The following is a 15351-nucleotide window of genomic DNA, read 5'->3' on the forward strand; positions in this document are numbered from 1 at the left end:
GGCGGCGAGGCGTGCGACCGGTCATTGTGTTCACTCGAGGGGAGCATGAAGTGAAGAAGGCTCTTGCGGCTGTGGGTGTCGCGTTGCTCAGTATGACCGGAATCGGTCTTTCGGCGAGTGCGGCCGATGCGGCCTCGCCCACGGCGGACGTCTCACTGTAGGCAAGACGGGGCCGCAGGGAGGTTTCACGGCCGTCGTCATCTACCTGGTCGCCAATATCGAAAACCACCCGACGTATTGGGCCTGCACAGCCCTTCGGGGCCAGTCGCTGTCGTGCAATTGAGCTGACTCAGGAGCGTTTGGGCACCTTGGCGGGGTTCGAGGCCAGGCCGGCGAAGAGGTCGCCGAGGTCGTCGACGCGGTCGAGTACGTCCTCGGCCGTGAAGACCAGGTCGTAGGGCTTGCCGCACGACTCGACCTCGTCCCAGGTCAGCGGGGTCGACACGGTCGGCAGTTCCCGCGCGCGCAAGGAGTACGGGGCGATCGTCGTCTTGTGCGGGTTGTTCTGGCTCCAGTCGACGAAGACCTTGCCGGAGCGCAACGCCTTCGCCATCTTCGCGACGATCTCGCGCGGGTGGCGGGAACTCAGTGTCTCGGCGAGGGACTTCGCGTAGTCCGAGATCTGCTCGTCGCGGGTGGTGCGGACCGCGCAGTAGAGCTGCATTCCCTTGGAGCCGCTGGTTTTGGGGAACGCGACGAGGTCGTCTTCGGCGAGCAGGTCGCGCAGTTTCAACGCGACCTGGCAGCACTCGACGATCGTCGCGGGCGCGCCCGGGTCCAGGTCGAACACCAGCAGGTCGGGGCTGTGCTTGGCGCCGCGCGGGCCGACTGTCCACTGTGGCACGTGGAGTTCGAGTGCCGCGAGGTTCGCCGCCCAGACGAGCGCGGGGAGACCGTCGATGACCGGGTAGTCGATGAGGTCGCCGGAGCCGCGGCGGGAATCGGCGGGGAGGCGGGCGGTGCGGACCCAGGACGGTGCGTGGCGGGAGACGTCCTTTTCGAAGAAGGACTTGCCTTCGACGCCGTTGGGGAAGCGGACGAAGGTGGTCGCCCGGTCGGCGAGGTAGGGGAGGATGATCGGGGCGATTCGGGTGTAGTAGCTGATCACGTCGCGCTTGGTGAACTGGTTCGACGGGTACAGCACCTTCTCTAGGTTGGTCAGCGTGAGGCGTCGCTCGTCGACCTGCACCAGCACTTTCGACTCAGGCATCGTCGGTCACCTCGCCCGCTTCGCGTCCCGGGCACAGGCCGCGCCAGCGGGGCGTGCGGACGCAGCCCGCTTTCGTCCAGCCGGTGAAGACGACCTCGCCGACCAGTCTCGGTGTCACCCAATGCGCGTCGCGGGCCTGGCCGGGCGGTACCGCATGGAACGGGGAGCTTTTGCGCTCCGACCGTTTCAAGCGGCCGGTGAGCTGGACAAGGTCGTTCTCGCTGAAGCCGGCGCCGACGTTGCCGACATAGCGCAGCGCGTCGCCGTGCGGGATGCCGAGCAGGAGCGACGCGAAGGAACTTGCGCGCTTGCCGCCGCCGGGGCGCCAGCCGCCGATCACGACGTCGCGGACTCGGACGCCGGCGATGGCGAGCCAGTCAGCGCTGGCCTTACCCGCTTGATAAGTGCTCGCAGCCCGCTTCGCGATGATGCCCGCGAGGCCGTGTTTGACGCTGGCTTCGGCGACCGCGCCGCCGTCGCCGACGAAGAAGTCGGGGATACGGCAATGCGGGCCGTTGAGGTCGAGGACGCCCAGTACCCGCCGCCGCTCGACGTACGGCAGGTCCGCGCATGACCTGCCGTCGTGGTGCAGGACGTCGAACGGGAGATACAAGGCAGGCAGATGCTGGGAGAGCCGCTTGGCCTGTGACCGGGCCGCGCCCATCCGGCGGTCCAGCGCGCCGGGGCTCGGCTTGCCGTTCTCCAGCACGATCACCTCGCCGTCGAGATAGACCTCGGCCGACCCGAGCTGCTCACCGAGTGATCGCAGCTCGGGGAACAGCGCGGTGACGTCGCTGCCGCCGTCGTCGACCAGGGTGCAGCGGCCGCCGACGATCTTGGCCGACATGCGGCGGCCGGACCAGTCGAATTCGTAGGCCCAGTCACCGTCTTCGGCCAGCGAGGGCAGTTTGCCGGTGCGAGCCAGCATCGGCGCGATGAAGGGCGGCAGGGGAGTGTGGCCGGCTTCGGGCGGGTCGACGCGCTGGAGCAGCCAGTCGCGTTCGGACTCCGGGTCGTGCCGGTTGAGGAAGAGGTACTTGCCGCGGGCGCGCTCGCCGTGGAAGACCACCTCGACCTTGTGATCGTTCCAGTGCAGCGTCTCGTAGCGGCCGTGGTCCCAGATCAGCATCTTCCCGGCGCCGTACTCGCCAGCCGGGATCTCGCCGGAGAACGTCGCGTATTCGAGCGGATGGTCCTCGGTGTGCACCGCGAGCCGCATCGTCCCCGGCTCCGACGGCAATCCCATCGGCACCGCCCACGACGCGAGCACGCCGTCCCGCTCCATCCTGATGTCCCAGTGCAGCCGCCTGGCGTGGTGCTCCTGGATGACGAACACGTCGTTGTCGCCGTGGACCAGCTCGTCGGTCTGGGGGACAGGTTCCGGTGTTCGCTCAGGGTCTCGCTTGCCGCGGTACTCACTCAGCTCGCCCACCGATACCGTCCTTTCGCGTCGCGCGCGGAGAGTTACCGGACGCGCCTCCGCCGAAACTCCAGTTTCCCCGTCGAGGCAAGCGGGAATCCAGGCTGCGTGGGACGTGGTCGTGAGTGTTTTGACCGGTTAGAACCGGCCGTACCACTCACGACCTAAGTGTATAACGTCCTATACCGCTCGGCTTTGAAGGGCAAAAATCCATGGTCGCCAAAGTTGAGGACCTACGACTTTTCAATCGGCTTAAGAAGCGCAGGGTCAGCCTGCGCGGTTCTTAAGCTCCATGGCGCGCACGACGTGCAGTGAGGCGGCGAGTCCGACGAGGGCGAGCGCGGTGAACACCAACGCCCCGCTGGAGGTGATGCTCGCCAGCAGGACCATCAGGATCGCGAACACGTCGGCCGTGATCACCCAGCCGAGGCGCGGGCAGAAGGCCTTGCGGGTGCGGGCGCTGCGGAACGACTCGACGAGCGCGGGGTCGGCGAGCTCGAACCACTGCTCGATCTTCTGCAGAGCTTCACGATCGTGATGGCTGAGCATGGTTCGCCCCTTCGCGGCCGGCGTCTGCTTCGGCTGATACCCAGCGGCGGCGGGAATCACACGTCGAATCGGATGTGTTTTTCGCGGGGGCGCTGGGTACACGGGCTGCCGTCCCCTCCACTGGTGCGAAAGGGAAGCCGTGAGCAGTGTGGTCGACTTCGGGAACGACATCGGATACCGGCTGGGCCGGGCCTTGCGCGAGTACCTCAGTGTCACGGCGCGGGCGGTGGGTGTCGGCTGGGAGTCGTGCACCGTCGATCTCGACGAGCCGATGTCCGCGTACGTGGCGCTCGACCGGCGGTTGGACCGGTTTCCCGGCCGGGATGTCGCGCTGCTGTGGGACGAGGTGAACGGCTGGGCGGTCGCGGTGGAGACGCCGGGCGGGGAGCGTGCGATCGTCCTCGCGTACCTGGGTGGGGAGCGGCTGGTTCCGGATCCCGCGGAGGTCGTCGCGTTGCTGGCGGCGGTGCGGGCCGATGAGCATTCGATCGGGCAGCCGGATCCGCCGATGCTGCGGACGGCCGGTCGCCACGACGAGTTGATGGCGTGTTTCGAGGCTTTTGGTGATGCGCTGAGATCGAATGGTTCCCCAGCGTGACGTACGCGTGCATAAGTTCCGGTCTTCCGGGGTACGTCACCCGAGTGGGTGACGTGATTGTGAGATATTGCCCGGATCATGCCGAGGCGCTGAGATCCGCGGGCCGGGTCGACACGGTGCTGGTCACGACCAGCGGCGAGCTGATCCTCGAGGCGCTGGCCGAGCTGTGGCCAAACCGGCCGGTGGTGGTGGTTTCACCGGAGCCGTCCGCCCGGCTCGAAATGCTCAGGGGAAGAGACCTGGTCGCCGAGCAGGTGACCTCGAAAGCGGGCCTACGCCGTCAGGTGCTGGCCCGCTTTCGGGCAGGTGGGGTGGGTTTCCTGGTGCTCGCGCCCGAGCAGCTTTCGGAGCCGGACATCGGGGCCGCGGTCGCCGCGTCGGGCTCGTCGGTGCTGGTCGTCGACGAGGCGCAGGGCGTGAGCGAGTGGAGTCACGAGTTCCTGCCCGGCTATGTGCGGCTGGCCGCGACGATCAGCGGGCTGCGGCGGCGGCCGCCGGTGCTGGCGTTGACGATGACCGCGGCGAAGCGGGTGCGTGAGGACATCGTCGCGGAGTTCGGGCTGCACGACGCGCGGCATGTCGCGGGCGATCTGGACCATTCGCACGTCCGGCTCGCCGTCCGCCATGTCGAGGACGAGGACTTGAAGTGGCGGCTCGCGGAGGCCGAGGTGATGGCGAGCGCGGGCAGCGGGCTGGTGCACGTCACGGATCGGGCGCGTGCCGAGTGGTTCGCGCGGGTGCTGGGTGAGCGTGGTGAGCGGGTCGCGGTCTACCACGATGGGCTGCCGGGCAGGCGGCGGTCGGAAGTGCGTGATGCCTTCCTGGCCGGGCTGGTGCGGGTGGTCGTCGTCGCCGGGTCCGCCGCGTGGGCGGGTGGCAAGGAGGATGTGCGGTTCGTCGTGCACGCCGACGATCCGCCTTCGGTGGACGTCTATCACCAGCAGGTGCGGCGGGTGGGCAAGGACCGGATGCCGGGCCGTGCGGTGTTGCTGCATCGGCCGTCGTGGGACGCGGGCGCGGCCGAGGACGAGATCGACGAGGACGCGATGGCACGCGTGGTGCGGGCGTTGCGGTCTCCCGGTGGGCTTTCGCGGACGGAACTGGCGCGGCAGGCGGGGTTGCGGCGGGTGGAGCTGGCGCGGGTGCTGCCGGCGTTGCGCCAGGTCGGGGCGGTTCGGGAGATCGGGCGGCGGGCGTTGACGCACGCCGCGGTCGGGGAGAGCGACGCGCGGCTGGCGGAGCTGGCGTCGGCGGTGTTCCTGCGGGGGCAGGCGATCGAACACGCGCGGGTGGCGATGGTGCGGCGGTACGCCCGGACATGCCAGTGTCGGCGTAGGACGTTGCTGGGTTCGCTCGGTGAGGTGCGCGGTGAGCCGTGTGGCAACTGCGACAACTGTGATTGAGGGGACCGTGTGGAGGACGAGGAACTGTACGACCTGGTGGACGACCAGCTCGCGTCGATCGAGGAGCGGTTGTGGAACATCGGGTTGACGCTGCACGCGGATCCCGAGCCGGAGTTGGCGACGCGGTTGCTGACGAAGGAGCTCGAGCTGGGCGGGTTCAAGGTCGAGCGGGACGGGCTGGCGTTCACGGCTGTCGCCGGTACCGATCAGAAGCCGTGCGTGGCTTTGCTGGTGGAGTACGACGCGGTGCCGGGGTTAGGGCACGCGCTGGGGCACAACCTGGTCGCGATCGCCGGGTTGGGTGCGGCGTTGTCGGTGGTGGGTGCGCTGGGCGAGGTGCCGGGGACGCTGCGCGTGATCGGGACGCCCGCCGAGGGCAAGGAGGCGGCGGTGCGTGCCGGGTGGTTCGACGGGCTGGACGCGGTGCTGATGTTCCAGCCGGGGGTGCACACGTGGATGTGGGCGCCGTTGTCGGCGCAGGTGGAGCTCGAGGTGGCGTTCCACGGGCGGGCCGCGCACGTGACGGGTGATCCGGCGGACGGGGTGGACGCGCTGGCGGCGTTGATTCAGCTGTTCACGGCGCTGGCGGCGTTGCATCGGCGGTTGCCGAGGGCGGCTTCGGTGCAGGGGATCATCACGCACGGCGGGGACGCGACGGATGTGGTGCCGGATCTGGCGCAGGCGCGGTTCGGGGTGCGGGCGCCGACCGCGCGGGCGTTGGATCAGCTGGTCGACGATGTGACGGCGTGTGCCGAAGGGGCCGCGAGCGCGTCGGGTGCGACGGTGGAGGTGGAGCGGCTCGGTGCCGGGCATCGGCATTTCCGGGCGAACGAGGTGCTGGCGGCTCGGTTCGCGCGGCACCTCGCGGAGCTGGGGGTGCACGCGAGTGAGCCGGATCCGGTGGCGGTCGCGGAGTCTTCGGATGTCGGGAACGTGAGCACGGTGGTGCCGACGATCTGCCCGCTGGTGGCGATCGCGGATCCGAGTCAGGGGCGGCGGACGCCGGCGTTCACGGCGGCTGCCGCCGGTGCGCGGGCACGGTCGGCGACGGTGGCGACGGCGGGTGCGCTGGCGCGGACGGCGGTGGATCTGTTGCGGCACGCGTCTTTGGTGACGGAGACATGGGCGTGTTTCCAGGAGCGGGAGCTGGCTGAGCGTTCGGCTTAGTTCCGGTAGTGGGCGAGGTAGTTGGCGTGCGCTTCGGCCGAGGCCGCTTCGCGGGCTTCGCCGCGGATGCGGCGGCCGGTGCCCATGGGGAAGCCGTGGCGGGCGAGGCGGTGTTCGCCTGCTTCTTCGGCGTAGGCGTAGGAGTAGAAGTAGCCGACGAGCGCGGCCATGAGACAGAGCGCGAGGCGGAGTCCGAGCGGTGCGGGCAGCAGGAGCCAGCCGAAGATCAGCGGCGCGAGCATGACGCTGGTGCGGGCGCCGTGGCGCCAGAGCCAGCCGCGGTCGGTGACGTCGTGCAGTACCCAGGAGCGGTTCTTTTCGGGCAGCCGTCCGCCGACCGCGTACCAGAGCCAGTGGAGTGGACCGGGCCTTGCCATGTTCTCCATGAGTTTCATAGTACCCTAATGATTAGCACGCTAACTATGTGACGAACGCTAAGGTGAGGGCCATGACGATCGACCTGGGTGCGGATCCGCTCGCGCTGGAGCGGCAGGTCTGTTACGCGCTGTCGGTGGCGTCGCGCAGTGTCATCGCGATCTATCGGCCGTTGCTGGAGCCGATGAAGCTCACGCATCCGCAGTATCTGGTGATGCTCGCGTTGTGGCAGCGGGAGCCGCGGTCAGTGAAGGACCTGTGTGAGGCGTTGCGTGCCGAGCCCGCGACGTTGTCGCCGTTGCTGAAGCGGCTCGAGGCGGTCGGTTATGTCACGCGGACGCGCAATGCCCGCGACGAGCGGTCTTTGACGGTCGAGTTGACCGAGTCCGGGCGTGGGCTGCGGGCCGAGGCGGAGAAGATCCCGTACCGTGTGGTGGAGATCTTGGGGATGGAAGTGGCGGAGCTGGAACAGCTGCACGCCATGCTCTCGCGGGTGATCGCCGCGACCGGTTGAACCGCGTGCTCGGGGTGAACGTGTTCCTGGCATGCTGACCACGCTCGTGTGAAGGCTTTCGAAGGCATAAAGGGACATTCCGTTGACCGAAGAACCTCGGCAGATCGCCGGTCGCTATCGATTGGTCGAGTTGATCGGCGGCGGCGCGATGGGCATGGTCTGGCGTGGTGAGGACACCTCGCTCGATCGCGTGATCGCGGTCAAGGAGCTGATCCTGCCGTTCGGCCATGGCGGGGAAGAGAAGGCGGCCGAGGCGAAGAACCGCGCGATGCGGGAGGCGCGGATCGCCGCGCGGCTGCAGCATCCGCACGCCATCACGGTCTTCAACGTCGTCGAGCATGAGGACCGGCCGTGGCTGATCATGGAGTATCTGCCGTCGAAGAGCCTGTCGGCGGTGCTGGCCGATGACGGCCCGCTGCCGGTGGACGAGGTCATCCGGATCGGCATCCAGCTGACGTCGGCGTTGCAGGCCGCGCACGAGGCGGGCATCGTGCACCGCGATGTGAAGCCGGGCAACGTGCTGATCGGCTTGGACGGCACGGTCAAGGTCACTGATTTCGGGATTTCGCGGGCGAGCGGCGACGCGACGTACACCGCGACCGGGGAGATTTCGGGCACGCCGGCGTTCTTGGCGCCGGAGGTGGCGCGCGGGGTGGACGCGACGGCGGCGTCGGACGTGTTTTCGCTGGGCGCGACGCTGTACACCGTGATCGAGGGCGGGCCGCCGTTCGGCACGGCGGACAACCAGATCGCGTTGTTGTACCGGGTTTCCAGCGGGGAGATCGTGCCGCCGGTGAAGGCGGGCAAGCTCAAGCCGTTGCTGCTGCGGCTGCTGGAGGTCAAGCCGGAGGATCGGCCCGAGATGGGCGCGGTGCTCACCGAGCTGCGGATGCTGGCGGCGTTCGACGGTGACGAGCCGCCCGAGATGGCGGCGCCCGCGGTGACCGCGACGCAGCGCATCGAGGAAGAGCACATGCCCGCGCCGGTGCCGCCGCCGGTGGTGGAGAAGCGGCGTCGTGGCGCGTTGATCGCGGTCGCGGTGGGTGCGGTGCTGGTGGTGGTCGCGGTGGTCGCGGGGATCCTGTTCGCGATCCGGCAGAAGGACGACAAGGCGGCGCCGCCGTCGCCGACGCCCACACCGCAGTCTTCGCAGGTGCCGTCGGAAGCGCCGGTGCCGCCGCCCGCCGTGAGCGAGACGCCGAGTTCGCCTTCGCCGACGCCGACCTCTTCGCCGAGTCCGACCACGGGTGAAACCCCGTCGCAGTCGGCCGCCGCGGCGGTTTCGGCGTATTTCGGATTGCTGCCGGGCAACCTGGAGGCCGGGTGGGCCGGGCTCAGTGACCGTTTCAAGCGTGAGCACAAGCAGACTTACGAGAGCTACTCCGGGTTCTGGCGGGGCATGAGGTCGGTGTCGGTTTCGGTGACCGAGCGCGGCCCCAACCAGGTCGCCGGGAAGGTCACCTACGTGAAGACCAACGGTTCGACCTCGACCGAGAACCACACTTACACGTTGGTGCAGGTCGACGGGAAATGGCTGATCGACACCGAAAGCTAGGGCGTGTCTCGAAATTCTGATCGCGGTCTTCGCGCCCAGGCGGTCCCTGGCGGCACCGCGGCTTCGCCCGAGTACGTCCAGTACGAGGCGCGAAGCCGCGGCACCGCCAGGAACCACCTGGATCACGAAGCCCATCGACCAGAATTTCGAGACACGCCCTAGCCGCGGGCCCAGGCGACGACGTCGTCGGCGGTCATGGCGGTGACGACGTCGTCGGCGTGGATGCCGCATTTGTTGGCGCGTTCGCAGCCGTAGGCCTGCCAGGACAGCTGGCCGGGTGCGTGCGCGTCGGTGTCGATGGAGAAGCGGCAGCCGATCTCGGCGGCGAGGCGGAGCAGGCGCATCGGCGGGTCGAGGCGTTCGGGGCGTGAGTTGATCTCGACGGCGGTGTCGGTGTCGAGGCAGGCTTGGAAGACGCGTTCGGCGTCGAATTCGGATTCGGGGCGGCCGCGGCCGGTGACGAGGCGGCCGGTGCAGTGGCCGAGGATGTTGACGCGCGGGTTGGCGACGGCGTTGAGCATGCGCTGGGTCATCTGGGCTTTGGGCATGCGGAGTTTCGAGTGGACACTCGCGACGACGACGTCGAGCCGGTCGAGCAGTTCGGGTTCCTGGTCGAGTGAGCCGTCGTCGAGGATGTCGACCTCGATGCCGGTGAGGACGCGGAACGGGGCGAGGCGGTCGTTGATCTTCTCGACGAGCTTGAGCTGTTCGCGCAGGCGGTCGGGGGACAGGCCGTTGGCGACGGTGAGGCGGGGCGAGTGGTCGGTGAGCACGATCCAGTCGTGGCCGAGGTCGCGGGCGGCGAGTGCCATCTCGTGGATGGGGCTGCCGCCGTCCGACCAGTCGGAGTGGGTGTGGCAGTCGCCGTTGAGCAGGGTGAGCAGCTCGCCGCCGTCGGGGAGTTCCGGCAGGCCTTTGGCGAGCAGTTCGGTGAGGTAGGCGGGTTCGTCGCCGGCGGCGGCTTCGGTGACGACGGCCGCCGTTGTCTTGCCGATGCCGGGTAGCGCGGTGAGGGTCCCGGCCTTGATCCGCTGCGCGAGTTGGGCGTTGCTCAGCTCGTCGATGACGCCGGCGGCCTTGCGGAAGGCGCGGACGCGGTAGGACGGCGCTCCCGCGCGTTCGAGCAGGAACGCGATCTTCTGCAGGGCTGCGACGGGCTCCATGAGAGTCGATTCTGCCCCGAAGTGCGGGGCCCGGCCGGGTGTGTGCGTAGATATGCGCGTGGGATCTTGGTGGGCGCGGGTGCGCGAACGGTATGGCTGGCTCGATCATCTGGCGCGAGCGGTCGACCGCTACATCGAGCACAACGGGTATCACTACGTCGCCTCGATCGCGTATTTCACGCTGCTGTCGCTGATCCCGATGCTGATGGTGACCTTGTCGGTGGCCGGTTTCGTGCTGGCCGACCAGCCTCGGGTGCTCAACCAGCTGCTGCACGGCATCACCGGCGCGGTGCCCGGCCCGCTGGGCACGAAGGCGGGTGAGCTGCTGCAGGGGTTCATCGAGCAGCGGACGAAGGTCGGCGTGCTCGGCTTGGCGATCGGCCTGTACTCGGGCTGGAACTGGATGAACGCGCTGCGGGACGCGCTCACCGCGATGTGGGAGCAGCAACGCCCGGCGCTGCCGTTCTTCCGGACGATCGCGAAGGACCTGCTCGCGTTGCTGAGCCTGGTGGTGGCGCTGACCGTGTCGTTCTCGCTGACGGCGTCGAGTGGCACGCTCGGCACGTTCCTGCTGAGCCTGGCCGGGGTGGACGACGCGAGCTGGGCGCACACCGCGGTGTCGATCCTGTCGATCCCGTTGGCGTTGCTCGCGGACTGGCTGGTGTTCCTGTGGGTGCTGGCGCGGCTGCCGCGTGAGCCGGTCGGCATCCGCAGCGCGATGCGCGGCGCGGTGGCCGCGGCGATCGGGTTCGAGCTGCTGAAGCTGGCCGGCGGGATCTATCTCGGGATCGTGGGCGGGACGCCGACCGGCGCGGCGTTCGGGTCGGTGATCGGCCTGCTGTTCTTCATCGCGCTGGTGTCGCGGCTGCTGGTGTTCATCACGGCGTGGACGGCGACGGGTTTCGACGCGCCGCGCAAGGCGGTCACGCCGCCTGGGCCGTTCGTGCTGGCGCCGGTGATGCGGCCGCGTCGTGCCGGGCCGCGGGTGGTGGCGGGCGCGGTGGCCGGGAGTGTGCTGACTTTGTTGCTGGGCCGCGTTTTCCGGCGCAGCCGCGACGACTAGTCAGGGTTGGTTGTCGTCGGCGTGGCTGTGGAGTAGTTCGCCGAGTTCGATGAGCAGCGCGGCGAACTCGTGCTGTCGGCCGGGCGGGAGCGTGCCGGTGAGCAGTTCGGTCGCGACGCGCGGGATGTGCTCGTTGGCCGCGAGCAGCGCGCGGCTGAGTTCGCGGGTCTGCTGGTCCATGACACCTCCCTGCCTGTAGTACGGCTCGGCGGCGCGCCAGGTTCACGTCGCCTGGCTGGTGAGCCCGGGATAAAGCCCGCTTTACTCCGCGGAGTAAAGCGGGCTTTATCCCGGGCTTCGTGCTGCCCGTAGGTCGCCGACCGTTGACTTCGGCGCGGGCGGCTGCAACTCTTGGACGAACCATTGCAAGATTTGAGCAACGAGTTGTAACTTCCCGCGCGCCGCCTCCCGGGCGCGTTTGTCCTCGCTTGCCCCCTCAACGGAGAGGCTCAGCATGAGAACCAGGCGATTCTTGGCGCGCGCGGCAGCCGCGACGCTATTGGCCGGCCTGCTCATACCGGCTTTACCTGCTGTTTCGTCCGCCGCGCCGCCGCTCGACCTCGGCGCGGTGACCAACCTGGACGGGCTCACGGTCACCGCGCCGTCGTCGGCGCCGCGGCGGCTGGCCGTGCAGGGCAGTCTCGACGGCAAGCAGTTCTCGACGATCGTCGGCGAGGCGTCGTACACGTTCGACCGCGGCACCGCGAAGATCAGCTTCCCTCCCACGCTCGCCCGCTACGTCCGCGCGGAGGGCGCGCAGGTCACCAAGCTGGAGGCGCACACGGCCGCCGAGTCGGAGACCGCGCTCGCCACCACGATCACCGCCAGCTCGGCGCTGGGGGAGTACCCCGCGGCCAGAGCGGGCGACGGTGACCAGAACAGCTACTGGGAAAGCACGAACAACGCGTTCCCGCAATGGATCCAGGCCGATCTCGGCGCGTCGGTGAGCACCAGCAGGCTCGTGCTGAAACTCCCGTCCGGCTGGGGCGCGCGCACGCAGACGCTGAGCGTGCAGGGCAGCACGAACGGCTCGACCTTCAGCGACCTCGCCGCGTCGGCCGGGTACAGGTTCGACCCGGCGCAGGGCAACACGGTCACGATCGCCTTCAACGCGACCACCACCCGCTACGTCCGGCTGAACGTCACCGCCAACACCGGCTGGCCAGCCGCGCAGCTCTCGGAATTCGAGGTCTACGGCCCCGCCACCGGTGACACGCAGGCGCCGAGCGCGCCGTCGAACCTCGCGTTCACCCAGCCCGGCACCGGTCAGATCAAGCTCACCTGGGCCGCCTCGACCGACAACGTCGGTGTCACCGGGTACGACGTCTACGCCAACAACACGCTGCGCACGAGCGTCGGCGCCGGCGTGCTCACCTACACCGACAACCAGCCCGACGGCACCAGCGTGTCGTACTTCGTGCGCGCCAAGGACGCGGCGGGCAACCAGTCGGCCAACAGCAACACCGTGACCCGCACCGGCACCACCACCGGCACGAACCTGGCCGTCGGCAAGCCGATCACCGCCTCCTCGTCGGTGCAGAACTTCGTCGCGGCCAACGCCAACGACAACAACACCGCCACCTACTGGGAAGGCGGCGGTGACTACCCGAACCTGCTGACCGTCGCGCTCGGCTCCAACGCCGACGTCAGCGCGGTGGCCGTCAAGCTCAACCCCGACAGCGTCTGGGGCACCCGCACCCAGACCATCGAGGTGCAGGGCCGTGAGCAGAGCGCGTCGGCGTTCACCACGCTGGCCGCGGCCTCGGCGCAGACGTTCAACCCCGCCTCCGGCAACACGGTCACCATCCCCGTCAGCGGGCGCGCCGCCGACGTGCGGCTGCGGATCACGTCCAACACCGGCGCCGGTGGCGGGCAGGCCGCGGAGTTCCAGGTGATCGGCGTGCCCGCGCCGAACCCGGACCTCCTGGTCAGCGGCATGTCCTGGACACCGGCGTCGCCGGTCGAAACCGACACCGTGACGCTGTCGGCCACCGTCCGCAACGCCGGCTCGGTCGCTTCCGGCGCCACCGACGTCAACCTCTACCTCGGCACCACCCGCGTCGGGACCGCGCCGGTCGGCGCGCTCGCGGCGGGCGCGTCGACGACCGTCTCGGCGAACATCGGCACCCGCGAGTCCGGCACGTACCCGATGAGCGCCAAGGTGGACGAGGGCAACAAGGTCATCGAACAGAACGAGGCCAACAACGCCTTCGCCAACCCGTCCTCGCTGGTCGTCACCCCGGTGCCGACCTCGGACCTGATCGCCTCGCCGGTCGCGTGGTCGCCGGGCAACCCGTCGGCGGGCAACGCGGTGAACTTCACGGTCGCCATCAAGAACCAGGGGACCGTCGCCTCGGCGGGCGGCGCGCACGGCGTCACGCTCACCGTCGCCGACGCCACCACCGGCGCCGTCCTGCGCACCCTGACCGGGTCGTACACCGGGACGCTCGCGGCGGGCGCCACGTCACCGCCGGTCGCGCTCGGCAGCTGGACCGCGGCCAACGGCAAGTACACGGTGAAGACCGTCATCGCCAACGACGCCAACGAACTCCCGGTCAAGCAGGGCAACAACACCAGCAGCCAGCCGCTGTTCGTCGGCCGCGGCGCGAACATGCCGTATGACATGTACGAGGCGGAAGACGGCGTGCTCAGCGGCGGCGCGAACGTCGTCGGCCCCAACCGCACCATCGGCGACCTCGCGGGCGAGGCGTCCGGGCGCAAGGCCGTCACGCTCAACTCGACGGGCGCCGCGGTCGAGTTCACCACCAGGGCCAGCACGAACACGCTGGTCACCCGCTTCTCGATCCCGGACTCGGCCGGTGGCGGCGGGATCAACTCGACCATCAACGTCTACGTCAACGGCACCTTCCTCAAGGCACTCGACCTGACCTCGAAGTACTCGTGGCTCTACGGCGCCGAAGCCGGGCCCGGCAACTCGCCGGGCGCGGGCGGGCCGCGGCACATCTACGACGAGGCCAGCATGCTGCTCGGCACCACCGTGCCGGCGGGCAGCAAGATCAAGCTGCAGAAGGACGCGGCGAACACCACGAACTACGCGATCGACTTCGTGAACTTCGAGCAGGCGACCGCGATCGCGAACCCGGACCCCGCGCACTACGCGGTACCGGCCGGGTTCGGGCACCAGGACGTCCAGAACGCGCTCGACAAGGTCCGGATGGACACCACCGGCGCGCTCGTCGGCGTCTACCTGCCCGCGGGCGACTACCAGACGGCGAGCAAGTTCCAGGTGTACGGCAAGCCGGTCAAGGTGATCGGCGCGGGCCCGTGGTTCACCCGGTTCCTCGCACCGTCCACACAGGACAACACCGACGTCGGGTTCCGTGCCGAGGCCGCCGCCAACGGGTCGACGTTCGCGAACTTCGCCTACTTCGGCAACTACACCTCGCGCATCGACGGCCCCGGCAAGGTGTTCGACTTCTCGAACGTCGCGGACATGACGATCGACAACATCTGGGCCGAACACCAGGTGTGCCTCTACTGGGGCGCCAACACCGACCGGATCACCATCTCGAATTCACGTATCCGCGACACCTTCGCCGACGGCGTCAACATGACCAACGGCAGCACCGACAACCACGTCACCAACATCGAGGCACGCTCCACCGGTGACGACAGTTTCGCGCTGTTCTCGGCCATCGACGCGGGCGGCGCCGACGAGAAGAACAACGTCTACGAGAACCTGAGCTCGCTGCTGACCTGGCGGGCCGCGGGCGTGGCGGTCTACGGCGGCTACTCCAACACCTTCCGCAACATCTACATCGCCGACACACTCGTCTACGCGGGCATCACCATCAGCTCGCTCGACTTCGGCTACCCGATGAACGGCTTCGGCCCCGACCCGACGAACTTCCAGAACATCTCGATCGTCCGCGCGGGCGGGCACTTCTGGGGCGCGCAGACGTTCCCCGGTATCTGGATCTTCTCGGCCTCGAAGGTGTTCCAGGGCATCAGGGTGTCCGATGTGGACATCGTCGACCCGACGTACAGCGGCATCATGTTCCAGACCAACTACGTCGGCGGGCAACCCCAGTTCCCGATCAAGGACACGGTGTTCACCAACGTCAGCATCACCGGCGCGCAGAAATCCGGTGACGCGTTCGACGCCAAGTCCGGCTTCGGGCTCTGGGCGAACGAGATGCCCGAGGCGGGTCAAGGGCCCGCGGTCGGCTCGGTCACGTTCAACAACCTGAGGCTGAACAACAACGCGGTGAACGTGCGCAACACGACGTCCACCTTCACCATCAACGGGCTCTAGCCGGAAAACTGCCGCTCTTCCTCGCCGGCGGCGAGGAAGAGCGGCAGTGCAAGCAGGG

The 15351-nt window shown here is 68.7% G+C and carries 13 protein-coding genes; 7 read left to right on the plus strand and 6 right to left on the minus strand.

Features of this window, described 5'->3' with window-relative positions; translation table 11 throughout:
- Positions 1–289 precede the first annotated feature (289 nt).
- The 3 genes from ligD to AB5J62_RS19840 form a co-directional block, all read right to left on the minus strand.
- Entirely contained in the window at positions 290–1210 is a 921-nt protein-coding gene (gene ligD, locus AB5J62_RS19830) for a non-homologous end-joining DNA ligase (protein WP_370949753.1), read from the minus strand.
- The gene (locus AB5J62_RS19835; RefSeq protein WP_370949754.1) at positions 1203–2642 is read right to left on the minus strand and encodes a DNA polymerase ligase N-terminal domain-containing protein; all 1440 of its coding nucleotides are present in this window, start codon (positions 2640–2642) and stop codon (positions 1203–1205) included. The genes ligD and AB5J62_RS19835 overlap by 8 nt, the downstream gene beginning before the upstream one ends.
- 255 nt (positions 2643–2897) lie before the next feature.
- Positions 2898–3179 (minus strand): DUF3040 domain-containing protein, encoded by a 282-nt coding sequence (locus tag AB5J62_RS19840; protein ID WP_370949755.1) that lies wholly within the window; start codon positions 3177–3179, stop codon positions 2898–2900.
- Between the two features lie 139 nt (positions 3180–3318).
- On the opposite strand from AB5J62_RS19840, the gene AB5J62_RS19845 reads away from it, so the two are divergent.
- Genes AB5J62_RS19845 through AB5J62_RS19855 form a run of 3 tightly spaced genes read left to right on the plus strand, consistent with a single transcriptional unit; the run spans position 3319 to position 6347 of the window.
- Positions 3319–3777 carry a DUF6292 family protein gene (locus tag AB5J62_RS19845; protein ID WP_370949756.1) on the plus strand — a complete coding sequence of 153 codons (459 nt, stop codon included), beginning with the start codon at positions 3319–3321 and terminating at the stop codon, positions 3775–3777.
- Between the two features lie 44 nt (positions 3778–3821).
- Positions 3822–5180 (plus strand): RecQ family zinc-binding domain-containing protein, encoded by a 1359-nt coding sequence (locus tag AB5J62_RS19850; protein WP_370949758.1) that lies wholly within the window; start codon positions 3822–3824, stop codon positions 5178–5180.
- Positions 5181–5189: 9 nt separating this feature from the next.
- Complete coding sequence (locus tag AB5J62_RS19855; protein ID WP_370949759.1) at positions 5190–6347, plus strand: peptidase dimerization domain-containing protein; 1158 nt, start codon at positions 5190–5192, stop codon at positions 6345–6347.
- Here the strand turns inward: AB5J62_RS19855 and AB5J62_RS19860 are convergent.
- Positions 6344–6733 (minus strand): DUF5313 family protein, encoded by a 390-nt coding sequence (locus AB5J62_RS19860; RefSeq protein ID WP_370949760.1) that lies wholly within the window; start codon positions 6731–6733, stop codon positions 6344–6346. The two genes, AB5J62_RS19855 and AB5J62_RS19860, sit on opposite strands and share 4 nt — an antisense overlap.
- A gap of 62 nt (positions 6734–6795) precedes the next feature.
- On the opposite strand from AB5J62_RS19860, the gene AB5J62_RS19865 reads away from it, so the two are divergent.
- Positions 6796–7236 carry a MarR family winged helix-turn-helix transcriptional regulator gene (locus AB5J62_RS19865; RefSeq protein ID WP_370949762.1) on the plus strand — a complete coding sequence of 147 codons (441 nt, stop codon included), beginning with the start codon at positions 6796–6798 and terminating at the stop codon, positions 7234–7236.
- Between the two features lie 82 nt (positions 7237–7318).
- Entirely contained in the window at positions 7319–8791 is a 1473-nt protein-coding gene (locus AB5J62_RS19870; protein ID WP_370949763.1) for a serine/threonine-protein kinase, read from the plus strand.
- Between the two features lie 158 nt (positions 8792–8949).
- Here the strand turns inward: AB5J62_RS19870 and AB5J62_RS19875 are convergent, their stop codons facing one another.
- A complete protein-coding gene (locus tag AB5J62_RS19875; protein WP_370949764.1) occupies positions 8950–9954 on the minus strand; it encodes a PHP domain-containing protein in 1005 nt (334 codons plus the stop codon).
- A 52-nt stretch (positions 9955–10006) separates the two neighbouring features.
- Between AB5J62_RS19875 and AB5J62_RS19880 the strand changes: the two genes are divergently transcribed.
- Positions 10007–11017 carry a YhjD/YihY/BrkB family envelope integrity protein gene (locus AB5J62_RS19880; protein ID WP_370949765.1) on the plus strand — a complete coding sequence of 337 codons (1011 nt, stop codon included), beginning with the start codon at positions 10007–10009 and terminating at the stop codon, positions 11015–11017.
- Here the strand turns inward: AB5J62_RS19880 and AB5J62_RS19885 are convergent, their stop codons facing one another.
- Positions 11018–11197 carry a hypothetical protein gene (locus AB5J62_RS19885; protein ID WP_370949766.1) on the minus strand — a complete coding sequence of 60 codons (180 nt, stop codon included), beginning with the start codon at positions 11195–11197 and terminating at the stop codon, positions 11018–11020. It abuts the gene before it with no gap.
- Between the two features lie 274 nt (positions 11198–11471).
- Between AB5J62_RS19885 and AB5J62_RS19890 the strand changes: the two genes are divergently transcribed.
- Complete coding sequence (locus AB5J62_RS19890; protein WP_370949767.1) at positions 11472–15293, plus strand: discoidin domain-containing protein; 3822 nt, start codon at positions 11472–11474, stop codon at positions 15291–15293.
- The last annotated feature ends 58 nt before the right edge of the window (positions 15294–15351 follow it).

The sequence above is a fragment of the Amycolatopsis sp. cg5 genome (assembly GCF_041346955.1).
In the GTDB taxonomy this organism is placed as follows: domain Bacteria; phylum Actinomycetota; class Actinomycetes; order Mycobacteriales; family Pseudonocardiaceae; genus Amycolatopsis.

Bases quoted from the DNA above. Each gene is read 5' to 3' on its own strand.
- ligD (WP_370949753.1), bottom strand. From the start codon at position 1,210: ATGCCTGAGTCGAAAGTGCTGGTGCAGGTCGACGAGCGACGCCTCACG.
- AB5J62_RS19840 (WP_370949755.1), bottom strand. From the start codon at position 3,179: ATGCTCAGCCATCACGATCGTGAAGCTCTGCAGAAGATCGAGCAGTGG.
- AB5J62_RS19860 (WP_370949760.1), bottom strand. From the start codon at position 6,733: ATGGAGAACATGGCAAGGCCCGGTCCACTCCACTGGCTCTGGTACGCG.
- AB5J62_RS19865 (WP_370949762.1), top strand. From the start codon at position 6,796: ATGACGATCGACCTGGGTGCGGATCCGCTCGCGCTGGAGCGGCAGGTC.
- AB5J62_RS19875 (WP_370949764.1), bottom strand. From the start codon at position 9,954: ATGGAGCCCGTCGCAGCCCTGCAGAAGATCGCGTTCCTGCTCGAACGC.
- AB5J62_RS19880 (WP_370949765.1), top strand. From the start codon at position 10,007: ATGCGCGTGGGATCTTGGTGGGCGCGGGTGCGCGAACGGTATGGCTGG.
- AB5J62_RS19885 (WP_370949766.1), bottom strand. From the start codon at position 11,197: ATGGACCAGCAGACCCGCGAACTCAGCCGCGCGCTGCTCGCGGCCAAC.
- AB5J62_RS19890 (WP_370949767.1), top strand. From the start codon at position 11,472: ATGAGAACCAGGCGATTCTTGGCGCGCGCGGCAGCCGCGACGCTATTG.